The organism is Desulfosporosinus cupriresistens, assembly GCF_001707885.1.
Lineage (GTDB): Bacteria > Bacillota > Desulfitobacteriia > Desulfitobacteriales > Desulfitobacteriaceae > Desulfosporosinus.
This window is the reverse complement of sequence record NZ_MASS01000001.1, coordinates 61,931-85,528: the sequence shown is the minus strand read 5'-3', so window position 1 is coordinate 85,528 and position 23,598 is coordinate 61,931. Positions and strand designations below refer to the sequence as shown.

23 protein-coding genes and 1 riboswitch are annotated in these 23,598 nt (G+C 45.6%); of the genes, 22 read left to right on the top strand and 1 reads right to left on the bottom strand.

The genetic code is table 11. From position 1 onward, the window contains the following. Positions 1 to 22: 22 nt before the first annotated feature. Positions 23 to 679 carry an ECF transporter S component gene (locus DSBG_RS00375; protein ID WP_242877353.1) on the top strand — a complete coding sequence of 219 codons (657 nt, stop codon included), beginning with the start codon at positions 23 to 25 and terminating at the stop codon, positions 677 to 679. A 102-nt stretch (positions 680 to 781) separates the two neighbouring features. Beyond that, positions 782 to 1,201, top strand: a complete 420-nt coding sequence (locus DSBG_RS00370; RefSeq protein ID WP_068962242.1) for a hypothetical protein — start codon at positions 782 to 784, stop codon at positions 1,199 to 1,201. A 76-nt stretch (positions 1,202 to 1,277) separates the two neighbouring features. On the opposite strand, the gene DSBG_RS00365 is transcribed toward DSBG_RS00370, so the two are convergent. Further along, a complete protein-coding gene (locus tag DSBG_RS00365; protein WP_068962241.1) occupies positions 1,278 to 2,093 on the bottom strand; it encodes a sugar phosphate isomerase/epimerase family protein in 816 nt (271 codons plus the stop codon). A 672-nt stretch (positions 2,094 to 2,765) separates the two neighbouring features. On the opposite strand from DSBG_RS00365, the gene DSBG_RS23480 reads away from it, so the two are divergent. From DSBG_RS23480 to DSBG_RS00270, 20 genes are all read left to right on the top strand, one after another. Next, positions 2,766 to 2,951, top strand: coding sequence for an energy-coupling factor ABC transporter permease (locus DSBG_RS23480; protein WP_242877352.1), 186 nt, complete (start codon positions 2,766 to 2,768; stop codon positions 2,949 to 2,951). A gap of 59 nt (positions 2,952 to 3,010) precedes the next feature. Then, positions 3,011 to 3,307: a PDGLE domain-containing protein gene (locus DSBG_RS23475; RefSeq protein WP_083236648.1), complete on the top strand. Its 297-nt coding sequence runs from the start codon at positions 3,011 to 3,013 to the stop codon at positions 3,305 to 3,307. Positions 3,308 to 3,644: 337 nt separating this feature from the next. Further along, a riboswitch (cyclic di-GMP riboswitch) is annotated at positions 3,645 to 3,734 on the top strand. 511 nt (positions 3,735 to 4,245) lie between these two features. Further along, positions 4,246 to 4,659, top strand: coding sequence for a sigma-70 RNA polymerase sigma factor region 4 domain-containing protein (locus tag DSBG_RS00355; RefSeq protein ID WP_068962239.1), 414 nt, complete (start codon positions 4,246 to 4,248; stop codon positions 4,657 to 4,659). 575 nt (positions 4,660 to 5,234) lie between these two features. Beyond that, positions 5,235 to 7,532, top strand: a complete 2,298-nt coding sequence (locus DSBG_RS00350) for an ATP-dependent DNA helicase (RefSeq protein ID WP_068962238.1) — start codon at positions 5,235 to 5,237, stop codon at positions 7,530 to 7,532. A gap of 42 nt (positions 7,533 to 7,574) precedes the next feature. After that, on the top strand, positions 7,575 to 8,297 hold the full coding sequence (gene cpaB / locus DSBG_RS00345) for a Flp pilus assembly protein CpaB (protein WP_068962237.1): 723 nt from the start codon (positions 7,575 to 7,577) through the stop codon (positions 8,295 to 8,297). Continuing rightward, the gene (locus tag DSBG_RS00340; RefSeq protein WP_068962236.1) at positions 8,287 to 9,024 is read left to right on the top strand and encodes a CpaE/TadZ family protein; all 738 of its coding nucleotides are present in this window, start codon (positions 8,287 to 8,289) and stop codon (positions 9,022 to 9,024) included. The genes cpaB and DSBG_RS00340 overlap by 11 nt, the downstream gene beginning before the upstream one ends. 23 nt (positions 9,025 to 9,047) lie before the next feature. After that, on the top strand, positions 9,048 to 10,415 hold the full coding sequence (locus DSBG_RS00335; protein ID WP_242877351.1) for an ATPase, T2SS/T4P/T4SS family: 1,368 nt from the start codon (positions 9,048 to 9,050) through the stop codon (positions 10,413 to 10,415). Positions 10,416 to 10,428: 13 nt separating this feature from the next. Next, positions 10,429 to 11,346, top strand: coding sequence for a type II secretion system F family protein (locus DSBG_RS00330; protein WP_068962357.1), 918 nt, complete (start codon positions 10,429 to 10,431; stop codon positions 11,344 to 11,346). A gap of 13 nt (positions 11,347 to 11,359) precedes the next feature. Then, positions 11,360 to 12,265: a hypothetical protein gene (locus DSBG_RS23470; protein ID WP_242877350.1), complete on the top strand. Its 906-nt coding sequence runs from the start codon at positions 11,360 to 11,362 to the stop codon at positions 12,263 to 12,265. 108 nt (positions 12,266 to 12,373) lie between these two features. Then, entirely contained in the window at positions 12,374 to 12,583 is a 210-nt protein-coding gene (locus DSBG_RS00320; protein WP_068962355.1) for a hypothetical protein, read from the top strand. Between the two features lie 162 nt (positions 12,584 to 12,745). Then, positions 12,746 to 12,952 carry a hypothetical protein gene (locus tag DSBG_RS00315; RefSeq protein ID WP_242877349.1) on the top strand — a complete coding sequence of 69 codons (207 nt, stop codon included), beginning with the start codon at positions 12,746 to 12,748 and terminating at the stop codon, positions 12,950 to 12,952. A gap of 52 nt (positions 12,953 to 13,004) precedes the next feature. Next, the gene (locus tag DSBG_RS00310; protein ID WP_068962234.1) at positions 13,005 to 13,493 is read left to right on the top strand and encodes a DUF4320 family protein; all 489 of its coding nucleotides are present in this window, start codon (positions 13,005 to 13,007) and stop codon (positions 13,491 to 13,493) included. A gap of 32 nt (positions 13,494 to 13,525) precedes the next feature. Beyond that, positions 13,526 to 13,996, top strand: coding sequence for a hypothetical protein (locus DSBG_RS00305; RefSeq protein ID WP_176716122.1), 471 nt, complete (start codon positions 13,526 to 13,528; stop codon positions 13,994 to 13,996). A 10-nt stretch (positions 13,997 to 14,006) separates the two neighbouring features. After that, on the top strand, positions 14,007 to 17,228 hold the full coding sequence (locus DSBG_RS00300; RefSeq protein WP_068962233.1) for a DUF8195 domain-containing protein: 3,222 nt from the start codon (positions 14,007 to 14,009) through the stop codon (positions 17,226 to 17,228). Continuing rightward, complete coding sequence (locus DSBG_RS00295) at positions 17,228 to 17,638, top strand: prepilin peptidase (RefSeq protein WP_242877348.1); 411 nt, start codon at positions 17,228 to 17,230, stop codon at positions 17,636 to 17,638. Before DSBG_RS00300 ends, DSBG_RS00295 begins: the two co-directional genes overlap by 1 nt. A 63-nt stretch (positions 17,639 to 17,701) precedes the next feature. After that, a complete protein-coding gene (locus tag DSBG_RS00290; protein ID WP_068962231.1) occupies positions 17,702 to 18,142 on the top strand; it encodes a hypothetical protein in 441 nt (146 codons plus the stop codon). Between the two features lie 69 nt (positions 18,143 to 18,211). Next, positions 18,212 to 18,469, top strand: a complete 258-nt coding sequence (locus tag DSBG_RS00285) for a DUF6870 family protein (RefSeq protein WP_068962230.1) — start codon at positions 18,212 to 18,214, stop codon at positions 18,467 to 18,469. A 166-nt stretch (positions 18,470 to 18,635) separates the two neighbouring features. Continuing rightward, positions 18,636 to 20,303 carry a recombinase family protein gene (locus tag DSBG_RS00280; RefSeq protein ID WP_068962229.1) on the top strand — a complete coding sequence of 556 codons (1,668 nt, stop codon included), beginning with the start codon at positions 18,636 to 18,638 and terminating at the stop codon, positions 20,301 to 20,303. Continuing rightward, positions 20,304 to 22,004: a recombinase family protein gene (locus DSBG_RS00275; protein ID WP_068962228.1), complete on the top strand. Its 1,701-nt coding sequence runs from the start codon at positions 20,304 to 20,306 to the stop codon at positions 22,002 to 22,004. It abuts the gene before it with no gap. Then, positions 21,997 to 23,574, top strand: coding sequence for a recombinase family protein (locus DSBG_RS00270; protein WP_068962227.1), 1,578 nt, complete (start codon positions 21,997 to 21,999; stop codon positions 23,572 to 23,574). Before DSBG_RS00275 ends, DSBG_RS00270 begins: the two co-directional genes overlap by 8 nt. Positions 23,575 to 23,598: the final 24 nt, after the last annotated feature.

Here is a 23,598-nt window from a genome sequence, read left to right as displayed (position 1 = left end):
ATACACAAAAGTAGTAAGAATTATGTTAATCATTTTATTACCGTTGTTGTTGATGCTATCTACGTTAAACGGGGATAAGAACTACGGTTTATTAAGTGTGATATTTGTGATCGTGGCGATGGTTCCCTTCTTCTTAAGGTTTGAAAAACGTAGGCCGGAAGCCAGAGAATTGGTAGTTATTGCTGTCATGGCTGCTCTGGCGGCCTTAGGACGGGTTGCTTTTGCCCCAATTCCCAATTTTAAGCCGACTTCAGCCATTATAATTATCAGCGCTATGGCGTTTGGACCTGAGGCAGGATTTTTGACAGGTGCGACAGCGGCAGTGGCCTCGAATTTATTTTTTGGACAAGGTCCATGGACCCCGTGGCAAATGTTCTGTTGGGGGATGATCGGTTTTGTCGCAGGGATATTGAAAAATGCAGGTTTTCTCAAAGGGAAATTAAGCTTATCAATCTATGGACTAGTAGCCGGGTTTGCCTTTGGATGGGTCATGAACCTCTGGTATATTATCGGATTTATCAATCCTATTACTTGGCAGGCTATAGTAGCGGCTTACATATCAAGTTTTTGGTTTGATTTTACTCATGCAGTATCAACCCTAATCTTTCTTTTTGTGTTGGCAAAACCTTGGCTAAAAAAGCTAGACCGAATAAAAACTAAATTTGGCTTGATGGAATGAGCATATGCTTAGGAAGCTGTGATAGTGCTTCACTTGAGAAGTGTATTTCTAATTATAAAGCGTACATATGTGTAAATAACTTAGTGGATGGAGCGATATGTCATGATTACAGCCACAGTTCATAGCTTAGAAGGTGTTGTCTGCAGACTTGGGTTAGACCCACTCATAGTTAACCGCTTTATGGAGAAGTGGTTACAAACTGCTCACGAGGTTTCTTTTGAGGACGCTGATGAGGTAGCTTGTATATTGAACAAAATGAAAAGAGGCACTAAGTACTATTTAGCCCCAGATCCTACACAAGAGGGTCAGCAGGTCGTGCTCATCGTGAGAAAAAATCGAGTAATTACAATACTTACTCAGTTAACCAATTCCTTTTACGGTGTACCTGAGGCTAAGACGGTAAATGGCACACGTATGATTAGAACACTAGGGGGTGAGATGTATGAAGACAATGGCAATTGGGTTAGACAACTTAGAAAAAGACGCGAAAAGTATCTTTTTAGAAAAAAACTCAGATCCTAGAAAATCCAAGTCAATAACTCCGCCTTCAAAATCACGTTCAACTCCGTGGGTGAAAAAGCTACTATGTGCATCCACGCTACCTGGGTAAACCTTCTATGTCTAATAGATCGCGCACATTTTTTACTTTTTGAATGGCTCTTTTAAGATAGTTTTCAGGAGACTCCTCGTGTTCCTCAGTCGTCGGATAAGCTTCCAGCGTCAAGCACCCTGGATAACCCGTTGGAAAGTGTTGGGCTACCATAACCCAATCAATAATGCCATGCCCAGGTAACCAATGCCGGTCTTCGAGTCCGTCATTATCCGACAAATGAGTCGCTACAAGCCGCTCTCCAAAATTGTCAAGTAGATTGAAGTCCTGTTTGTCCGATAGAAAGTGATGAGAACTATCATAACAAAAACCCAAGTAGTTCGATTGAATTTTGGAGAGCAAATAGGGAACATTATCACTTCTTCGGGTATTTTCGATGGCGATCATTACCCCAAGTTCCTCGGCAAGCTTCACGAGTTCTAACAAGCTTTTTGCGCCATAATCATTTGGCGCTGGAGGGTTGACGCCTTCTGTCAAATGCATGACCATCATCGGTATATGATGGTTTGCACAATCATTAAGCCACCGGATATGTCTTTGGATAAATTCGAATCTCACGTACTCGTGCTCTGACCACAACGCATTAGAGTTATTATAAGGGACATGCAAATTTTCTAATACTAAACCCATATCTCTGACCAACTGAGGCATACTCTCCTTCTTGACCCGCCATGGAGTGTCTTCATCTTCCCACCAGATAGAGGTCGCGGCAAATCCAGCTTCTTTGATTAATCTGATCCTCTCTTGAAAAGGAAGTACAAAACCAAACCAAGAAAATATCCCCAGTGGATATTGATGTCTCATTAAATTGCCTCCTATATTTCAGCTATTAGATGAAGGTGATGGATATTGGCACTACCATTACCATGAAGAGATATTGGCTTTGCTCCTAGTCTATAGTGTTACAAAAACTATCACAAGAGTAAAAATCCTGAAACCGATTCAGTAGAATCAGCCTTGTTAAACTCATCCGCCCTTGTTGTTCCAACTTTTTCCTTCATTAATTCGAAGTTGCCAAGTCATGGAAGTATGTTGTGGGAAGCAGGTTATGGTACTACAAAATAACTATCAACTATTGACCGATCCTAAAGATTGATAAGGTTGTCGTGATCCCTAAGTGAAAATTATTAATTTTATAACAAGGAATTATTTGGCAGGATTTTGCAAGTGATTGTAGAATATTTGTTATATTATTGAAAAATGATATTGCAGAGCAAGACCATGAAGGTGTTTGCAAAGACCATGGAGGTTTGACTCGTTAGAGTCTACTTTGTGGTCTTTTTTATTTGCCTGAAAGGAAGGTGTGTCAATATAAATACCTAACCACAAAAATGAAGCACTCGCTCAAATAAGAGAAAGAGGAAGAGTTTTAGTATGCATATTCCAGACGGGTATTGAGTCCACAAACAGATGTGATGGGGATTGTAAGTGCATCTGTCTTAGCAATTGCAGCTAAGAAAACCTCTAAAACACTAAGTGCTAAGAACATTCCCCTATTGTCATACAGCTAACGGGACTCCGCTTTATAGCCCCTATGGACTGAGTGTGGCTGTATCGGCAATGCTTTTTGTTCATGCGATCGTAGCAGGGCCGGTCGAGGCTGTGGTAACTGCAATGGTCATTGCTTATTTGCAACGTTCCGATCCAGCTTTATTGAACTGAGGAATAATTCAGAAAGTAAAAATCCTTCTTTTAGTTTAAGAAAGTATGTCATTGGGTTATTGGTCATTGCTGTATTTACTCCATTGAGGCTTCTGGCATCAGGAACTGCTTGGGGAGAATGGGGCGGAGAGGACATACAGTCAAGACTCGGATTTGTTCCAGAGGGATTCCAAAAATTTGGTGATTTTTGGAATCATGCAGTACTCAAAGACTATGGCATTGCAGGATACGACCAAACATTCTGGCAACAGGCGCTTGGTTTCCTTTTATCGGCGTTTGTAGGAGTGTTAGTTATAGGTTTAATAACTTTTGCTATTGGACGTTTTGTTAGTAAAAAAAGACAAGCTCAAAGTTGATTATCACTTAGCGAATCCCTTATGTTGGATTCCCTAGGCAGGATCTGACATACCTTCTCTTTCGCCTAGATATAATGAGGGCATAGATGACAAGTGTCTAAGTATCTAGGCGATTCTTTCTGAATTTGTGAATTATACAATGTCAGTCGGAGGGAGGCCAGATTAGACCAGTTCGGGTTGGACATGCGGTCATCCCGCCGGGATAAATTTACTCCCTTGATAAACGAAAAAGAGTAAATTTATTCATAAACTCAATCTATTATGGATGAAAGATTCCTTCGGTGTTTCTTCTCAACACAAATAATTGTTGCGTTGTTATAAATAACAATTAAATTATCAGCGCTAAGGGCAAACCTGTCAAAAGACAGGGACGCAAAGCCATAGGGTCTAAGGTGCTTACCAGCACTATGATAGCCTGGCTACCGCAGAGACAACGGGTCTAAACCTGCCCTTAGTGGCAGGTTTTTGCGTTTTAGACTTAACGAGGAAATTTCATAATTTGATGCCAGTAATACAATGACATATTTCAATAAAATATGACCGTTACAGCCTTATTTTTCATTTCATGTGAGTGAGGTGCTGGCAAATGGCAAATGGAATTTTAATAATAATAGAAAGGCTAGAGTAGCTGAACTAAGAAGATACAAAGGCACTTATCATGCAGAGATCAATTTCTCCGACACGGATAGGTACCTTAGATCTCTGCGGACTTCCACGCAGACACCAACAATTTTACAATTCAATACACCTCATACAAGCCATAAAAACGCAATTTGTTTGTCGCAAATTGCGTTTTTTTATTTGACAAAAAATCAAAATTTTCGACCGCAGATTGCAATTAAATACTTTGACACCCTTGCCAAGTCGGTAGGGTGCCGCTCTCCTCCCTCCATTTCTGGTTTTGAGAAATTCACAAATCAGAAACGGAGGAAATCAAAATGCAGGAGGACAAAACATACACCCTGCTTGTCAATAAGAAGCGAATCCCGGTAACCGAGGAAGTTTACAAGGCATATTATCAAAATAAAGAGCGCGAATCCTATTTGGACAAGCTTTCCGAGCGAAATAATCTATCCTATGAAGAATGCGAGGAAAAAGGCATTCAGATAGATTACTTATTAGCGCAGACACAGGAATCTGCGGAGGACAAGCTTATCAAGGCCGAGATGCTTTCCAGGTTGACCGTGGCGATGGAAATGCTGACCGAACAGGAACGGCTGCTGATTTATTCGTTGTTTTTCAAGGGCAAAAGTGAACGTAAATTATCAGTGGAAACAGGAACACCTTTGATGACGATCAATGACCGTAAAAGAAGAATCCTAAAAAAACTTGAAAAACTTTTAGAAAAATAAAAAATAAATCCGTACACCCCCTCACTTTTTTCCTTAAAGAAGTGAGGGGTTATTTTTATTATCTCCCTCGCTGTTCCTTGACAAGTGCATATACGGTGTATCGGAAAAGCCACCTTTCCCGCCGCTTAGAAGCGGCAAGCCACATAAGCGGGAACGCCATGACCATTCCATAGGAATGCGAGCGATTACTCCCGGCTTTGAATCAGCCTGTTGCGGGCTGAATGGCGATGACGGGGAAAGGGATACACAATGATACTTCTGCCTTGAACGCCTCACCGCATTGGGCAGCCCGCGATGAATGACGGGATCAGGCCGGTTTGGGTTGGAAACTGATACCCATGCCAGTTGATATGTTGCTCTCCAGCAAGGAGCAAACCGGTACATACCCTTGTATCAGGGACGTTGTGAACAAGTATGATACATATATTTTTGCCATTTTTGTATGACGGCAGAACTATTGCGCCGGGACACAAAGCGATTGACGCCTTGATGTGTTTTCAAAACCATTGGTGCTCCGGCGCACCATTCTGTCGCCAGACATTTTCATATTTTCGTAAATTCAAGGGAGATAAATAATGTTTGATATAACGACGAGAGACTATTCTATTCTGGAAAGGTACATTCTGGCCGGGAGGATAAAGGCTGACAGCAACTATTTCTTTACCCTGGACGGCAGGTATATTGTCTATTTCCGATTTTCAGGAAAGAGATTTACTTATTCCGTGCTGAATTACGCCACCGAGAAGTCAGTCGTGCTGGCGACAAGCCAAGCTGTGTTCTCCGAAACAGACTATCCGGGCCTTGTTAAAAAGATACTCCATTGCAAGGTATATCAGTTTGTGCTGCCACCACAGCCCCAAATTGTGATTGAAGCCATATTCAGGCAGCTCATGCCGGAATACGGCTATGTGGTGCGGGACAAGCAGCTTGAACTGTCGGTGATGATGTTCGAGAGCATGAGGCATAAAAAGGTCGCCCTGTGCGAAGCCGAGGTAGGCACGGGAAAAACCCTTGCCTACCTTGTGGCTGCCATTGTCTATGGTCTGTATGAGGGGAAGGAAAGACGGACGAGCCCCTATGTTTTTGCCGGTCCGATGAGCCCGACGCCCATTACCATCACCACCTCCAGCATTGATTTACAGCAGTCTATCATAAGGAAGTTCATCCCAGACCTTTCTAGGATACTGATGGAGTATAAAATCATCGCAAGCCCCGTTACCGCTGTACTTCGAAAGGGAAAGGAGCATTATCTGTGCCAGGAACGCTACGCGGATTTCATGGGCTATCTTGCAAACAGCGATATTTCAAGAGATGTCAGGCTTTATCAAAAGCTGAAAGCAAAGACACTGGAGCAGGGCAATATTGACCTGGACGCCTACCCCGACATAAAACAGCATGTGGTCCGCAAAATCAATGTGCCCAGGGACTGCGGCCGCAATTGCCCCTACTACAAAAGGTGTCGGTATATCGACCATATCAGCCGCGCCAGATCGGACGGTTATACCTTTCAGGTGACAAACCACAATTACTATCTTGCCAATGCGCAGCGGGAGCATTCGGGGCTTTCCCCCCTGATACCGAAATGCGGCGTACATATCATAGACGAGGCCCATAAGCTCCTGGACGCCGCCTATCAGATATTGGGAGAGAGCTTTTCAAGCAGTCTGACGGGTGAGTTTATCCGAATCCTCCACAACCACACCACCGGCAACAAGGCATATCACAAAAAAGCCTATCTGTTAAGCGATGACCTGGCCTTTCATAACCAAAGGCTGTTTATGGAGCTTGAGAAAACCCTGCCCACGGATGAAACGGAGGAAAACCGGCAGAAAAACGTGAAGCTAAATGCTGCCGTCAAACAAGCCATGTGGGATTTGCAGACCAGCCTTGATGGGATATACCGGGCCTGCTTTCAGGATATCGCTTGCTGTCGGCAGCTTGGGCACCTGCACCGGGAAATCAGCGGCGGAATTGAAACCTTTCTGGCGCCGAAGGATATCATCTACTGGCTGGAGAAGGGCGACGATGGATTGTGGCAACTTGCCGCCATCCCCACCAACATGGAAGCTCTGCTCTATGAGGTGCTGTGGAAAGGCATGGCCTCCAAAATACTGACCTCGGCCACCTTGACCGATGACACAGGCTACGTCTTTTTCAAGGAGCAGACAGGCATCGGCAAACTGTCTTCCTTGCTGCTGGCGGAGATACGGACACCTTCACCCTTTGACTATAAGAGCAACACAAGGCTCTATCTCTCCGAGAAAATACCCTTTCCCGATAAAAACGACGAGCGGTACATAACCGCCGTTTCGGATGAAATTGAAAAGCTGGTGGAGGCCACCTACGGCCATACCGCCATTTTGTTCACCTCTTACAAGCTACTGTCGGCTGTGCATGAGCTTTTGAAGGACAGAATCACCCAATTCCCCCTTATTACCATGCACAAGGGGACAAAGAACACCGCCGAGGCGTTTAGAAAAAGCCGAAACGGTGTCCTTTTCGCTTCCGGCTCCTTTTGGGAGGGCGTGGACTTCCCCGGCGATATCCTGTCTTCAATCATCGTGATCAATCTGCCCTTTCCCGTACCGTCACCCATCATGGAGTACAAAAAGAAGGACTTTTCCTCTCTTTCCCAATTCATTGACAGGTATGCCTTCCCGGTGATGATTGCCAGGCTCCGGCAGGGTCTTGGACGGCTGATCCGCAGCGAAACCGATACGGGAGTAGTCGCCATATTGGATTATCGCGCCAGCAGGTACGGTAAATACCACCGCAGGGTGCTGGCTTCCATTCTCGGATATACCCTGGCCGGGTCCATTGACGAGGTTGGGGAGTTTGTGAAAAGCGTCAAGGCTGCGGAGTATTTTGAATGAGAAATACTCTGCCAAATACCTTTAGGAAAGGATGAAGATGTCTTGAGAATTTTTAAGAACCGGATATTTTTAAGCATTCTTTGCATTGTCTTGGCAGGAGCTATTTCCTTTTTGCTCCTGCCAAAGTTTTATGGGGGCAAGAGTGCAACGGTGATGGTGCTGCGGGCTGCAGAGGATATCCAGGCAGGCACGAAGATACAAAGCAAACATTTTGCTGAAGTCGAAGTTGGGAAATACGGACTGCCGGGTAACATCATAAATGACAAAAACTCGATAATCGGCAAGATTGCAAAGACCTACATTGCCAAGGGAGACTATCTGTTTCCCCAAAAGATAGGCAATTTTGTCACCGATGAGCAATTGGACCGCATTGTCAAGGACAATAAACGCCTTGTTACAGTCAGTGTACCGAGTATAGCTGCAGGACTCTCATCGCATCTGAAAAGCGGTGACTTTGTGACGGTTGCCGTCTTTCTCAATCAAAAAGAAAATTCAAATACGGAGCAAGGTACTTCTCCAAAGGTAATGGTATACCCTGAGCTTAAAAGCCTTGAGGTTTACAGTGTGGAAAATTCCCGCACACAAAGCACTGAACAGGTGAGAGATCAGCAGCAGGCGGATAACAAGAGTCCATCTTTAGACCCTGTACCCAAGACCGTCACCCTTATTGTCACCGAAGCACAGGCAGTAAAGCTTATTGAAGCCGAGTACACAGGCAAACTGCATTTCATATTTGAGAAAAGAGGACTTGGCGATGGGCAGTAAGCTAGTAGCCGTTTGGGGCAAGGACAACAGCGGAAAAACTACCTTTGCGGTCAATCTGGCCTGTGCTTTGGCAAGCCGTGACCGCCTTGTTGGGCTTATCTCCTCCAATCTGATATATGGCAATTTGCAAATATTCTTTGGTCAAAGTATCCCGCCTGACAAGGGTTTGTTCCATGGGTTAAATGATGATAACCCCAACATTGGAGAGAAGTTTTCAGAGTATGAGGAAAACAAAAACCTGTTTTTCCTGTCGGTGCCAAATCACTACACCGGACTTCTTTGTGACAGCGTATCCCTTCAAAGTGTGGAAAAGCTGATTAATGCGGCTTCATTAGTGTTTGATATCCTCATCGTTGATGGCGCTGAGGATATTGCAAATCCGGTATCCGGCGTAGGTCTCTGGATGGCAGAAAGGATATATACCCTGCATAAGCCATCTATTGCTGCGCAAATGTGGCATAAGGGTGTAGAGGATTTTGTAAGAGAGCTGCATATCGCCGACAAGAAAATCAATATAATGCAAACTCCTAACGGTGATTTCTGCGACGAAACCTTTAAAAGCCTGATAGAACTTTCCTTTGCTCATGAGCTTCCATTTGTAAAACGGGCAAGTGAGCTTGAAAACGCCGGAACACCGATATATTTCTTCAAGGACAGGAGATGCAGTAGCTACAGCAAGGTTCTGGAGCAAATCTCAGCTGAAATCTGCGGAGGTAAAGGAAAGTGAATAACAAGTTTTCGGTAAACGAGTTGATCTACAAGGCAAACAAGCTGCGTTCCGACGGCGGGGAGAACAATCTTGAGGCCCAGGACTACAGCGATATTTTGGATAAGCTGCAGCGGATCATCTCTAAAAACCACTCTACCGAGCTGGCCCAAGTGCTTTATTCAGAGGAAGCTGAGGGAAAGCTCAAAAATCTTATCATGCAGTATTTGAACAGTGAGCGGATGGTGGCAAAGGGGATTCAAAACATCTCCGAGCTGGTAGACCAGGTTTACAACGATATGGCGGGCATAGGGATTTTATCTGAATACCTTAAGGACAGCGAGGTTGAAGAAATCAATGTCAACGGCTGCAACGGCATTTGGGTTTTATATAAAGATCAAAAGGTACGGCTCCCGGTCACTTTCAGCAGTCCGGAGGCTTGCTCAAACATCGCCAAGAAAATGAGCCGGTTCGGCAATGTCATATTGGATGGCTCAAAGCCCATCGGCGACAGCTTCATATCCAGAGGAATCCGTATGTCTGGTGCCATTGTACCGTGCGTTGACCCTGATGCAGGTGCCATTGCTTCCATAAGAAAGCAAAAGCCGTCCTATATCACAAGAGAGAACCTTATCCACTGGGGGACGGCAACAGCAGAGGAACTGGACTTTCTCACCCTCTGCGTCAACAACGGCATATCGTTAGCCATCGCCGGGGCAACCGGCAGCGGAAAAACCTCCGATATGGGATATATCTTAAGCTGTATTTCAAGCGATAAAAGAATTGTAACCATTGAAGACACAAGAGAGCTCACCTTGGTACAGCTGGATGAAAACGGCGTCATGGTTAATGATGTCATTCACCTTTTAACGAAGGAAGAACCTAACCCCATCACCATGCTTGACCTGTTAAAGCTGTCCTTAAGGCTCCATCCTGCAATCCTTGTCCCGGCTGAGATGAGGGGAAAGGAAGCACTGACAGTTCAGGAGGCAGGAAGGACAGGACACACCATCGTCAGCACCCTGCACGCAAATAGTGCCAGAACAGCCTATGAAAGAATCCTTACGATGTGTCTGGAAGCCGGAACCTCTCTGTCGGAGGAAAGACTGCTCAAAAACATCGTGGAAGCCTTTCCGATCATGCTTTTTAAAATGCAGCTCCCCGATAAATCCCGCAAGTATATCGAAATATTCGAGGCCACAGGGGTGAAAAACGGTGAGGTCACAGGCAATACCCTTTTTAAATATGATGTAGACCACTACGAAAAAGACGAGGCCGGAAGAATAATAGAGGTTGTAGGAAATCACAAACGCCTGGGGTATGTATCCCAATCCCTTGCCGAGCGCCTATTGGTCAATGGTGTTGAACTAAAGGAAGTTCGCCGTTTTGCAGGAAACGAGTATAAAAGTTGAGGGGAGGCTGACTATGAATAGCATCCAGATATCCCTTACTTTGGTCTTTGTCCTTATCAGCCTGTCCCTTTTCCTCCTCCTGCTGAAGATAAACCCTTTTACAGTGGAGAAAAATATCTTGAAACAGCGGCGGCTGTACCTGTCAGGGGCAAAACTGAAAATCAGCGAGAGAGTAACCATCCGATTTACAACCCTGTTCCGGCAAACCGGATACACGTTCAAAAAATTCACCCTGATGGTTGCCGCAGCACTGGTGTTGGGTTTTATGGCCGGGTTTCTGCTATTTAACAACGCTGGATTGGCAGCGGTTATGGCAGTCTGTCTTACACCTACTCCCTACTTTTACCTTACTGTAAAAAGCGCCAAGGCTGCGAGGGAGGAAATCGAAGGGCTTGAAAATACCATGTCGATCATCACCAATGCCTATGCCGGCTGCGACGACATTATCAAGGCGATGGAAACCTATGTTGAGGAGAAAAATAAGTATATCCCGGTGAGGTTAAGAAAGCCAACGCCCTTTGATGAGTTTGTCTCAGAGATAAAGCTCATCAATCCGAACATAGAGCATGGGCTTTACCGTCTAGAAGCAAAGATAAAAAACAGGTATTTTGCCGAGTGGGTAAAAATGCTGATTCTTTGCTATCGTGACAGACGGCTGAAATTCGCCCTGTTTCCTGTGATAAAGTCGATGAATGACGCAAAAGTAATGCAGATAGAAAGTGACGGCATGATGACCAGGGTATGGCGGGATTATTTGATGACGGTGGGCATGATGTTCAGCATTATTCCCATGATGCGCTTTTCCAATGCCGAATGGTTCTCCATTTTAACAGGGACCACCATAGGGAAAATGCTGATTGTAGTCATGCTTATGACCGCTTTGGCAACTTCGTTTCATGTGATGAAGGTGACAAAACCCGTGAATAAATAGAGGAGGTCAAAATTTGTTCTATCAAATTATAGTCTTTGTCCTGCTGACTGCGGCAGGATTTTTAATTTGCAGGCAAATACTCAAAATTCCCAAACAGAGTATGAAGAAAAACCTCAAAAACTTACAGACCGAAAAAGAGAAAGCAGGAGCAAAGCTTTTAAAAATCTTTGTAATGCCGCTTGTAAAACCGGTATCCCGGTTCATCAGGATTGAACCGGAAAAAGAAGTGAAAATGGCAGCAATGCTAAGGCGTGGGGGACTTGTCTTGACTCCAAAGGAGTATTATGCCCGGGCTGTCATCTGCGCTGTTTTTACCCTACCCCTTTCAACCCTGCTTTTGGCAATCGGGGCAGTAAAGCTTGCACCTGTAACCCTTATCTTTTCGGTTATTGTATATTTCCACTTTATGACCGACCTCAAAGACAAACTGAAGGAGAAAAAAGCGTTAATTGAAATAGAGCTTCCAAGCTTTGTCCGCTCTATCCTCTACAAGCTTGAAGATGTGAGAGGCAGCAACGAAAAGTCCGTTGTGCAGGTGGATTTGATCCAGATATTTGAGGACTATCTGAAGGTTTCCAGCGAGGTTTTCTATTATGATGTTGCCGTCCTCATTATGGAGATGAAAGCTAAGGATATAGAAACAGCGCTTCGGAACTTTAATGAACGTATCGGACTGATTGAGGTGTCTTTTTTGGTAAATGCTCTCATCGGTCTATACCGTGGGGAGCATCAGGGCGAGGCTTTAATGTATCTGGCGAAGGACATGGATATCAAGGCAAAAGAAGCCCTGAGAAAAAATCTCAACAAGCTGCCCGGCAAAATAAAGCTTGCCTCCATACCCCTTGTGGTAGTGACCCTTGTAAGCCTTTTATATGTCATAGGCTCCCACCTAATTAGATCGGTCGGGGGCCTTTTTTAATGTGAAAAAGGGACAACCCTTTTCAAATAAAAAATATTCAGGAGGTTGAAGAACATGAGAAACATGGCAAGCGTAAGCAAAATCAAAAACTTAGGGAGGTTAAACAGTATGAGAAACAAAATGACAAACAAAATGACAAACGCCTTGTTAAAGGCAAGAGGACTTATGGTCAACGAGTCCGGTGATCAGATGACGGGCTGGCTCATTGTAGTCCTGATTGTAGTGGTAGTGGGTGCAGTCTTCATGACCCTGTATCAGGGTTCTATTACGCAGATCTGGAACAGTATTGTCACCAAGATTACAAGCCTTCTGGGCTAAATAACTATCGGCAACTAAAGACACCACTGAAGCATAGGGGAGGATTTTCTTCCCTTTGCTTTTGGTGGAATGTTTAACAATTAAAGTTTCTGTTTTTACACTGGCAAAATTGTATTACAAACAAAACCCAATAAAAAAACTATGCGGAGGTATTTTTCTATAATGAGAACTTTAAAAAACAAAATGATGTTGGCAGGTTTGAAGGCAAAGAATGCATTGGCAAACAAGTCCGGTGATCAGATGACGGGCTGGTTGATCGTAGTGCTGATTGTAGTGGTAGTGGGTGCAGTATTTATGACTCTGTACCAGGGTTCAATTACACAAATCTGGAACAGCATTGTCAGTAAGATTACCGGGCTTTTGGGCTGATAAAGCATACGGCGGGCTGCCAAAACACCGCCGGGACAGGGGTGTAAAGAAGATGAACAAGCAGCGCCGGGGCTTATGGGGGAGATTTTCTCCCCCATTGCTTTTGAAAGATGTGCTTTCCGATAGAAAAGGCAGCACCTATTACGACCTGATTATCAAGACCTTTGTGGTGATTACGCTGATGGCGACAGTGATGTCATTTTTAAGCATCTTCACCACCTATCTGAATCTCGACCATATTTGCCGCAGAGTGGTACGGACCATTGAGCTTGAGGGGCAGGTATCGGACAACGTGTATGATGTCTTCTACAGGCTGAAGGAGCAGACAAGGCTGTCGCCAACCATGAGCATCGAAGATGTTAATTATTGTGATGAACAAAACCAAAAAATTCAGCTCAGAGATACTTTTACAGTCAAGATGAAATACAATCATGTCTTTACCGTTTTCACGCCTTCCTTTGCGCCGCCTGTTCAGATTGTCATACCTATGGAGGCAAGCATCACAGGCATGTCGGAAAAGTACTGGAAGGTTCCGGATTGACAAAGAAAACTATCAGGGGGGGTGGGTATTTTGTGGATCAAGCCTTGCAAATTCTAAAAAGCAAAAAAGGTGATGCTATATTTTTCATTTTTATGATCATGTTTGTCATCCTGACCCTCTCAGCTATGATTATTGAATATTTCCGGATTGACAGCCTGTACCAGCAGGTGGAATATGAGCTGCAGCGAGGGGTAAATTCATCGGTTGAATATGCCATGCTGGATCAATACCGCAGGGATGATGCTGCAAAAATGGATAGTGCCATAGCTGAACAAGAACTATACGACTATCTTAACCACAGCATGGAGCTTGACCAGGAGCTTGACAAAAATTTTGACAATAAGCTTGTATACCAGCTTGATATACAGAGCATTACGGCAACGGAAGCCCCTCCCCGACTCACCATAGAAGGACAGCTCAAAACCCGCAGCACCTTCAGCTTTTTAACGGGAGAAATACGGCTGCCCTTTAGCATATCCAGCAGCAACAACAGAATTGATTAAGGAGGTTCTCATGAAGCTGAAAGCATTATTTGCCATGCCCTTGATGTGTTTATGCTTTATGCTGCTGCCGGGAAATGCCTTGGCAATGCCAGACAGCGACATAGAGATAAACCTAACATCTCCGGTAAACAGCCTGGTGAGTGAAAGCGGTGTCGTAGCTGTAGAACAATTTCCCGCTCAGGTGAAAATTGACACCACTGCAAAAGTGGGTGCAATTACAAGCATTCAATCAACGTTTAACGGCAAAACTCAGGCGATTGCTCAAACATATACTTTAAACATCGAAAACAAAGAAGCCTGTGGCGCATACACAATCACCGCCAAAACGGACAACGGAGCAGTCCTCACAATTACCGCAAACGTAGTTTTTCAGGTAAAAGCCACCTATGATATCCGTTACTGCACAATAGCGATGAATTTAAAGGAAGCCTTTGACGGCGATCAGCAGATTAAGGGTTTTTCTACACCACAACGTATCGATCTCGTCAAGGCAAACACCATCGCTGAATATGAGAAGGAGCGTATAGCCGGGATTATCGGCAGAAGTGATGGCAGGACCTATATGCTAAAAGGGAGCTTGGTTGTAGAAATTCACGATTTTGCCACGGGTAAAATAATCGGGACATATGATGTGGATGAGAATTTTGATAGTCTCAGCACAAGCTTTAATTGGACACCCAAGACCATCACCGCTTTTGGAACTATACGAAATGCAGCGATTTCTTATCAGTCTCCTGTAAAGGTTGATATTGATGCCACCTGGTGCAGTGAAAACAAGCAGGAGGTTTACGGAAAACTTTCGGCAAAGGATAAAGGGGTGCCGGAGTATCTTTACCCTTACAAAACCACCAGCGTCACCTTTTCAAAGGATGATCTGCTCTTATCCCGCAACTTTATCTATAGAGGTCTGGAGTGGGATTACACACCTGAGACAACCGGGTATGCTGATGGTGAAAGTCAGACCCAAATATCCATCACCCAAAAGATTAATTACAGGATTCCGGCAGCCGAATTTTATTTCAAGTTTAAAAAGCAGGATGCCAATGATCTGTCTGTAGCCATCAATGCACCTGCGACGGTGTACCGGGGTGACAGTTATTCCTTTGATGTCACCTATACAAATAGCGGAAATCAACCGGCCTATGATGTGCCGCTCAAAGAAAGGGCTGACGATGCCACAATAAAGGAAATCCCGGCGATATTGGACTTTTCACCTAATGAGAGCAAAACCTACACCATCAAACGCCAAGCCGACACTTCTGCCAACGTGATAAACCTGTGGGCCAATATCGGTGTACCGGAGGGCTTTATCGACGGCAATCTGTCAAACAATACAGCTACGGCAGAAATCCAGGTAGTTGACAAGCCTGCGCCAAAGCCCACGATAACATCGGCGCCAAAGGACAATCCGGATGACACTATCCCTCCTGGTGTTAAACCCGACCCGAAAAAGCTGTGCGATCTATCGGCAAGCATTTTTGCACCACCTACTGTATATGAACATGAGACCTACAGCTTTACAGTGAGCTTCACGAACAATTCCGACCTGGAGTTGACGAATGCAGCCTTGCGGGGAACAAATAACGAGGCTGCTCTGGTGCAAATACCGGAAAATTGCAGCTTCAAACCGCAGGAAACAAAATCATTTACTATCACAGACAAGGCAGGGAGCAAGTGTGAGGTATATAAGCTGTGGGCAAATATAGGTGTACCACAGGGCTTTAAGGATGACAATCCAAGCAATAACACTGCTGTTTCCAAGATCACTGTCATTGAGAGAACACCCAAAGAGCCGACAAACCCTGGTAATCCACCGGATAAGCCGAATAACCCGCCAATTAACCCGGATAAGCCTCCGGTAATACCTGATAAACCACCGGTAAATCCGGATAAGCCACCGGTAATACCTAACGAATCACCGGTAAATCCAGATCAGCCTCCGGTAATTCCCGACAAACCGTCGGTAAATCCAGATCAGCCGCCGGTTGGACCTGATGTGCCAAAAGAAAAGCTATGTGATTTATGGGTTAATCTATCCTCGCCACCCACAGTCTACGAACAGGAGGAATACAGCTTTACAGTGTATTTTACTAATGACACGGACCAAGCGCTTTCAGGAGCAAGTCTAAGCTCTTTGATTGATAATACTGTTGTGAAGGAAGTGCCATCGACAGCAAACTTTGAACCACATGAAACCAAGACTTTTATCGTCAAAGGAAAAGCGGGGGAGAAAGGCACAACCATCAAGCTCAAGTCAGATATTTTACCGCCACAGGACTATACAGATGCAAATATGAGCAATAACACTGTCAGCGCAGAAATTCTGGTGGTTCAACGTCCCTATGACCTGGATGTACAAAGGATAACGCCGGATAAATATAAGGAAAACCAGACGGTCATCAGCACCATCAAGGTGTCAAACAAAGGAAGCCTGGACTTCACTCCCGGCCAGAAAGTAACTGTTCTGTTTGAAATTCCGGAGCTTTCGGTGACAAGGCGTGTAAATGCCGTTGTTATGGAAAGCGACACCTACAACATCGTATCGGTCAAATGGGATACTCCCAATGTGCAGGCCGACAAAAACATCACCTTGATTGCCACCATCAATCCCGACCGGACTTTGAGCAATGAAAGCTCCACCGACAACAACACCTATACCCAACGGGCCGTCATCAAAAACGTGACCTATGATGAGCCGGAAGAAAGCAGAACCATCCCGGCGCCGCGGCAAAGAAACGACCAGCCAAAAGTTATCTGGTGGGAGCAGCGTTATGAAAACGGTCAATTTGTATGGCGGCAGTTTTACGCGGAGTTGAAAGTCACTGCCACGTTGGACTACGACACGAAGGCAAAGGGCTATCTCAAGTCGGGCTATGGCTTTTCCATCAGCGTAACGACCACCGTGGACACCAATTATGACAGGCCGGAGCTGATTACCGCCCCGCAGACCGCGGAGGTATACCTGCCGCAGTACCGCTATGAAACAGCTATCCCTCTGATGGCCGACGGCACGAATCATTTTATCTTCCGGGAAAACCCAAGCTCACCCTTTAGATATAAGAAACAGTACGTGCCGGTGTGGTTCCCTGACAACAAGGACTATATTGTGCAGCTTCTTGTCACTGATGTGCATTCGCCTGGAGGAACGCTGTCCAAATGGATTACCGGAGGGGAGCTTAAAATATTCGTGGTTGACAGCATGTATTCCGATGATGTAACTACAGGGAGTTGATGAATATGCTGCTTTGCGCCGTTCCCATCCTGTGGGCGGCAGTATCGGATTATAGGAAGCGGATCATCCCCGATTGGACATGGATTGCAGTCCTTCTGATCGGCAGTGTATCCGCTTCTCTTTTTAATACGCCGTATATTCCCCTGCTGGAAAGAATTTTAGGACTTTTGCTGCCGGGCGTGAGCCTGCTGCTCCTTGCCGTCAAATATGGCGGTGTAGGAGGCGGCGATATCAAGCTGACGGCGGCGATGGGCTTTAGTTTAGGGTTGTTTGGTCTTGTAGTCATCCTCTTTTTCGCGCTTCTTCCAGCCTGCATCTACGCAAAAGCGACAAAGCAAAAGAGCGTACCCCTGGCCGTATTTTTGTGTGTCGGCTTTTTCGCCTATGCTGCCCTTTTCCTTTTCTCATAAAACAATGTTTTTTATTGTATGATGGGTGCTGCCGATAGCGGCATTCACAAGGGGGAAGCTTTTATGACGTTTTTTCACGATGAAGTCCACCGCCAGAATGTTTTGAACTGCCTGTGGAAGAAAAACCGGATTTATCCCGACGGAAAGGCCGACAACTATTACTTGTCAGCCTTATATATTTTGCTCTCCACGAAGAACAACCTGTATAAAAAGACCCGCCGCTTTATTGATGGTGAGGGTATCGACTTTGAAAAAATGCTGTCCGCCCAGGATTTTCCCAGCAGCGAAATAAAGCTCATCAAGCTGGCGGCCAATCTTTTTAACGGTTCTATGGAGGTTTCTCCTACGGAACTGATAAACACGCTGGATGATGAAAACTTCGAGCTGGCGCTGCAAGCCATTTTCTTAAGACGTACCGGCTGCCATGTCCGGGATTTGCTTCCTACGGTGGAGGCGGCTCTTGAACTGGAACAGGAAGACAACGAAGAAATGGAGATGTACTAAAGCCTTAATGCCTAAATTGCCAAGCGAAAAGACGAACGACTATTTAAACTGAAAAGAAAGGGGTAAGCAATGGACAATGCATCGAAGCTTGATCTGGAAGCTATGCGAAATGTTGATATACGCACGGTTGATCCGGCTACGCTGGTGGATATCTGTGAAGTGAAAATAGACAAAAATCTGCCCCAATCCGAAAGGGTCAGGGACTTTATCCGTCAAATCAAAAATCCTTACTGCTACAAATGCGGCAAGGCGATTGTCAAGGTAAGCTTTTCGGATACCACTGCGACATTGGAAGACCGGCTGGAACATTATTTAAAATCATTGTAGGAGCCTGAAATAAAAATTTGCAATTTGATGGCAAAGCTTTTGGAGTTCAATCTGGACGCGTGGTTAGATTTATGCTATCATCAAGCATAAATAGGCACTTAAATCGGTGGCGCCCGGTTGTTGAAAGTTTTTGCTGATGAACTTCAACAATCAGGAGGCTACTATTATGGAAAACTTAACAGGCAATAAGATTTTCAATGCTGCAATCTACGTCCGCCTTTCCAAAGAGGACGGTGACAAGGTTGAGAGCGACAGCATTGTAAACCAAAAAGATTTGATCCGGGATTACCTGAAAGGTATGCCGGATATTTGTGTTTGCTCGGAACGGGTGGACGACGGTTATTCCGGTGTGAATTTTGAACGTCCCGACTTTCAGAAAATGATGGAAGAAGTAAGGGCAGGAAAAATCAACTGCATCATCGTCAAGGACCTGTCCCGTTTCGGCAGGAACTTTGTGGAGGCCGGGCGGTATATCGATCAGATATTCCCCTTCCTCGGTGTGCGTTTTATAGCCATCAACGATGGCTATGACAGCTTTTGCGGCAAGTCGTCCTCCGACAAGATACTGATTCCGTTTAAGAATTTGGTAAACGATGCCTATTGCCGCGACATATCGGTCAAAATCAGGAGCCAGCTTGAAATCAAACGTAAAAAAGGCGATTTCATCGGCTCCTTTGCCGTATACGGATACCTGAAGGCGCCGAGCGACCGGCACAGGCTGATGGTGGACGAGTATGCTTCTACGGTTGTGCAGGATATTTTCAAATGGAAGCTGCAAGGCATCAGCCAGCAGCGTATAGCCGACAGACTTAATGAAATGGGGATACTGTCCCCTATGGAATACAAACGGTCCTGCGGGATGAACTACAAAAGCGGATTTCAAACCAACCCCAAGGCTAAATGGACTGCCGTTTCGGTGGGGCGCATCCTGCGCAATGAGTTTTATATTGGAACACTGGTGCAGGGCAAACGGAGCACCCCCAACCACAAAATCCGGACACAGATACTAAAGCCCCAGGAAGATTGGATACGGGTGGAAGACAGCCACGAGGCCATCATTGCTCCGGAGGATTTTCGGGCAGTCAACCGCCTGCTCCTGCGGGATACGCGGGTCGCACCCGCCGAGGAAACGGTCTATCTGTTCAGCGGTCTGATTTTTTGTGGGGACTGCCGCCGGAATATGGTGCGCAACGGCGTTTGCCAAAATGGGAAAACCTATATCTACTACATGTGCGGCAGCAACCGAACATCAAAGGAATGCACTGCCCATCGCATCAGGGAAAAAACGGTGGAACAGGCTGTATTTCAATCGCTGAAAACCCATATTGAAAACATCATCAATGTAGAGCGTATTCTGCACTATATCAATACCCTGCCCTTTCAGCAGAACGAAGTTAAAAAGATCGACGCCCAACTTGTCAAAAACCAGGGAGAAATCGAACGCTGCAATTTACTTAAGGCAAGCCTGTATGAATCCATGATCAGCGGTGTACACAGCAAGGCCGAGTATCTGGAAATGAAAGAAATGTACGAAGGTAGACGGAAGGACGCCTTAGTCGCCGAAGCACGGCTCCAGAAGGAAATCGACGCCATCCTGGGTTTTCAGGGCGACAAATGCCAATGGATTGAGCGGTTTAAACAGTACAGGGACATTACTGAGCTGACAAGGGTAATCGTCGTAACACTCATTGACAAAATCCTGGTCCACGAGGGGATGCGCATTGATATTCACTTCAAGTATCAGTATGATTTTGACCGGATGGTGGAAACCATCGGGAATGTAAACCGGATACAGCCCATTCCCATGCTTCTGCCGACAAGGGAGGCGATGTAAATGGCGAGAAAAAGCAGAGTATCCGCCGTTGCCGCCGACACCATGCCTGTGCAGCAGCTTGAAAAGGTTTATAGCACGGGGATATACGCGCGTCTTTCGGTGGAGGACAACAACCACAAAGAGGACAGCGATTCCATCGAAATGCAGAAGTATATGCTGCAAAAGTATGTTGATGGGCAGCCGGACATGCGCGTATACTCTCTTTATTGCGACAACGGACGAACCGGAACCAACTTTGAACGCCCCGAATTTGAACGGCTGATGGATGACGTGAGAGCCGGAAAAGTGGATTGCATTGTGGTGAAGGATTTGTCTCGTCTCGGCAGGAATTACATTGAAACCGGCCACTATATGGAAAAGATATTCCCGTTTCTCGGTGTGCGCTTCATTGCCGTGAACGACAGCTACGACAGCCTGACCGGTCAAAACGGGAACGACCTTATCGTTTCGCTGAAAAACCTGATTAACGACATCTATGCCAAGGACATTTCCAAGAAATCCGGTTCGGCGTTGGCGGTAAAGCAAAGGAACGGCGAATTTATCGGGGCGTTTCCTCCCTATGGCTACATGAAAGACAAAGATGACAACCACAGGCTGGTGCCCGACCCCAATACTGCTCACATTGCTCGTCAGATATTCCTTTGGAAAGCGGAAGGCATAGGAATCAATACAATTGCCCGAAGGCTCAACGAAATGGGTGCGCCATCCCCGGCAAAATATCGTTATTTATCGGGTATTTTCAAGAAAGAACCCACCGGGAGCGGCGCCATCTGGCAGGGACAGAGCATCAAGCTGATAACCTCCAATCTGATGTATGCGGGTCACATGGCGCAAGGGAAAAGTAGAAGATCCCTGTACGACGGGCTGCCAACCACCATGATTCCGCAGTCTGATTGGGTCGTTGTAAGGGATACCCATGAGCCGATCATTGACGAGGACACCTTTAGCAAAGTGCAAAAAATCAAAGAAGAGCAGAACCGCCTGCGCGTTTCCCTGAACGGGAAATATGCGGACATCTCCAATAAAGAAAACGTGTTCAGGGGCCTTCTTTACTGTGACGACTGCAAAACCAAAATGGTGCGGTACAAGGATGTTTCCAAGGCCGGCTCGGTATGCTACCGCTTTATCTGCCGGGTGTATGCCCAAAACCTTTCCCTGACCTGTACCAATAAATCGGTGCGGGAGGATAAGTTGTTTGAATCGGTACATGCCGCCATTCAAAGCCAGATCGACCTATCGGTGGATATGGCAAGGATGCTGGAAAGGCTCAACCGGCAGGAGGATTTTCAAACGTCGCAAAAAGAAGTTGAAGAAAAAAACAGCGTCATACGTCGAAAGTTGAAACGCATCACCTTCCTGAAAGGTTCGCTGTTTGAATCCTACACAGATAATCTGCTGTCGGAGGATGAATATTTGTATTCTAAAAAAAGCTACGATGAGGATATCAAACGTCTGCAGACAGAGCTTGATGCGTTGGAACGGGAAGGCATGAAATATGAAAAAACCCTGACCCCTCAAAACGAGTGGATTCAAGCGTTTCAAAAATACAAGGACAAAACGTCTATTACTAGAGAAATGGCATTGGAGCTGATCCAGTGCATTTGGGTATCTGATTACAATAGCATTGAAATCGTATGGAACTACGGCGACGAATATAAGAAAATTCTTCCTTATAAAGAGGGAGGTGTCTGCAATGGCTAAAAAAGCAGCCCTCTATATACGCCTTTCCTCAGAGGATGAAAACGAAGGCGAAAGCAACAGCATCAAGAACCAAAGGGATTTGCTCCACAGCTACCTTGCTGACCATGTGGAATTTGTGCAGTATGAGATCCTCGAATTTTGCGACGACGGATTTTCCGGCACCAATTTTGACCGTCCTGCCATAAAGCGGCTTCTTGACAGGGTAAAACGAAAGGAAATCCACTGCATACTTGTTAAGGATTTTTCCCGTTTCGGCAGAAATTTTCTTGAGGTATGCGACTACCTGGATCAAATATTCCCTTTTCTCCGTGTCCGGTTTATCGCGGTGAACGAAAATTACGACAGCAGCAAGAGCAACGGGAGTTCTATCGGAATGGATGTAGCATTTAAAACGCTGATCTATGAGCTTTACAGCCGGGACATCTCCGAGAAAATCCGCAGTGTTCAGCAGGCGAAATTCAAAAAAGGTGAATACCTGTGCGCCATTGCCTTTTACGGCTATGCAAGGTCAAAAGAGAAGAAAAACAGCCTTGTGGTGGACGAACCTGCCGCCGCTGTGGTCAGAAGGATTTTTCAAATGGCCTACGAGGGTGTTCCTTTCATGGAGATTGCCCTAACACTGAATAAGGAAAAAGTGCCATCCCCGCTAATGTACCGCAGGGAAAACCATACCGACAAAGGCCGGGGCTGGAAGGTCGCGGGAGACCAGACGGTATGGACGTCGGTGGCCATCAGGCGGATACTATACGATGAACGATACACCGGAAAGCTGGTCAGCCGCAAGAGGACAAAGGTGGACATTTCCCTTAAAAAAACCGTGACACTGCCGAAAAGCGAGTGGATAATCGTGCCAGGCACTCATGAGGCCATTGTATCCGAGGAAATGTTCCAAAAGGTGCAGTCTAAATCCAAAACAAGAATCATACCTGGCTGGACAAATCAGCCGAAGCATATTTTTTACGGGAAACTGAAATGCGCTCACTGCAATCATAGCCTGCAAAGAAAGCTGCTTCGCAAGGAATATTTCTATCGTTGTGAAGCAGGAATGGCTGCTCAGAACGAGCAATGCCAATCGGTAAAGCTCTCCGAGCAGACACTTACGCAAACGCTGCTGTCGGCCATAGACGCACAAATCCGGCTTATCCAGTGCAGCCTTTCCAAAGAAGGCCGTTTGGAAAAAGCCGGCGATGCCATCACCAAGCTGCAAAAGCAGGTCAAGGAACAGCGTGCCATGCTGGACAAATTGAAGCTGGCTAAGATACTGGCTTATGAGGAATTCTGCGACGGGAAAATCCCGAAGGACAAATACCTGAAACGAAAAGAGGAATATTCGGAAAGCATATCGTCAGCGGAGGCTTTAATCCTCCACTGGGAGAAGGCGGTTAATCAGGAAAACCTTCAAATCCAAAAAGATACTGAACTGCAAAGCTGTCAAAGGTTCGCGTCTGCTACTGAGCTGACCAGGGAAATGCTGGAGGAATTTATTCAAGTCATTCACGTCTACAACAATGGGGCGATTGAGATTGTTTGGAATTTTAAAGATTATAACAACACCTGTATCCCGCAATAAAAGCGGGATACAGGATAAAGGAGG

What these genes read in the sequence shown, in the direction of transcription:
- DSBG_RS00375 (WP_242877353.1), top strand. Translation starts at nt 23, where the DNA reads ATGTTAATCATTTTATTACCGTTGTTGTTGATGCTATCTACGTTAAAC.
- DSBG_RS00370 (WP_068962242.1), top strand. Translation starts at nt 782, where the DNA reads ATGATTACAGCCACAGTTCATAGCTTAGAAGGTGTTGTCTGCAGACTT.
- DSBG_RS00365 (WP_068962241.1), bottom strand. Translation starts at nt 2,093, where the DNA reads ATGAGACATCAATATCCACTGGGGATATTTTCTTGGTTTGGTTTTGTA.
- DSBG_RS00355 (WP_068962239.1), top strand. Translation starts at nt 4,246, where the DNA reads ATGCAGGAGGACAAAACATACACCCTGCTTGTCAATAAGAAGCGAATC.
- DSBG_RS00350 (WP_068962238.1), top strand. Translation starts at nt 5,235, where the DNA reads ATGTTTGATATAACGACGAGAGACTATTCTATTCTGGAAAGGTACATT.
- DSBG_RS00340 (WP_068962236.1), top strand. Translation starts at nt 8,287, where the DNA reads ATGGGCAGTAAGCTAGTAGCCGTTTGGGGCAAGGACAACAGCGGAAAA.
- DSBG_RS00330 (WP_068962357.1), top strand. Translation starts at nt 10,429, where the DNA reads ATGAATAGCATCCAGATATCCCTTACTTTGGTCTTTGTCCTTATCAGC.
- DSBG_RS00320 (WP_068962355.1), top strand. Translation starts at nt 12,374, where the DNA reads ATGAGAAACAAAATGACAAACAAAATGACAAACGCCTTGTTAAAGGCA.
- DSBG_RS00315 (WP_242877349.1), top strand. Translation starts at nt 12,746, where the DNA reads ATGAGAACTTTAAAAAACAAAATGATGTTGGCAGGTTTGAAGGCAAAG.
- DSBG_RS00310 (WP_068962234.1), top strand. Translation starts at nt 13,005, where the DNA reads ATGAACAAGCAGCGCCGGGGCTTATGGGGGAGATTTTCTCCCCCATTG.
- DSBG_RS00300 (WP_068962233.1), top strand. Translation starts at nt 14,007, where the DNA reads ATGAAGCTGAAAGCATTATTTGCCATGCCCTTGATGTGTTTATGCTTT.
- DSBG_RS00295 (WP_242877348.1), top strand. Translation starts at nt 17,228, where the DNA reads ATGAATATGCTGCTTTGCGCCGTTCCCATCCTGTGGGCGGCAGTATCG.
- DSBG_RS00290 (WP_068962231.1), top strand. Translation starts at nt 17,702, where the DNA reads ATGACGTTTTTTCACGATGAAGTCCACCGCCAGAATGTTTTGAACTGC.
- DSBG_RS00285 (WP_068962230.1), top strand. Translation starts at nt 18,212, where the DNA reads ATGGACAATGCATCGAAGCTTGATCTGGAAGCTATGCGAAATGTTGAT.
- DSBG_RS00280 (WP_068962229.1), top strand. Translation starts at nt 18,636, where the DNA reads ATGGAAAACTTAACAGGCAATAAGATTTTCAATGCTGCAATCTACGTC.
- DSBG_RS00275 (WP_068962228.1), top strand. Translation starts at nt 20,304, where the DNA reads ATGGCGAGAAAAAGCAGAGTATCCGCCGTTGCCGCCGACACCATGCCT.
- DSBG_RS00270 (WP_068962227.1), top strand. Translation starts at nt 21,997, where the DNA reads ATGGCTAAAAAAGCAGCCCTCTATATACGCCTTTCCTCAGAGGATGAA.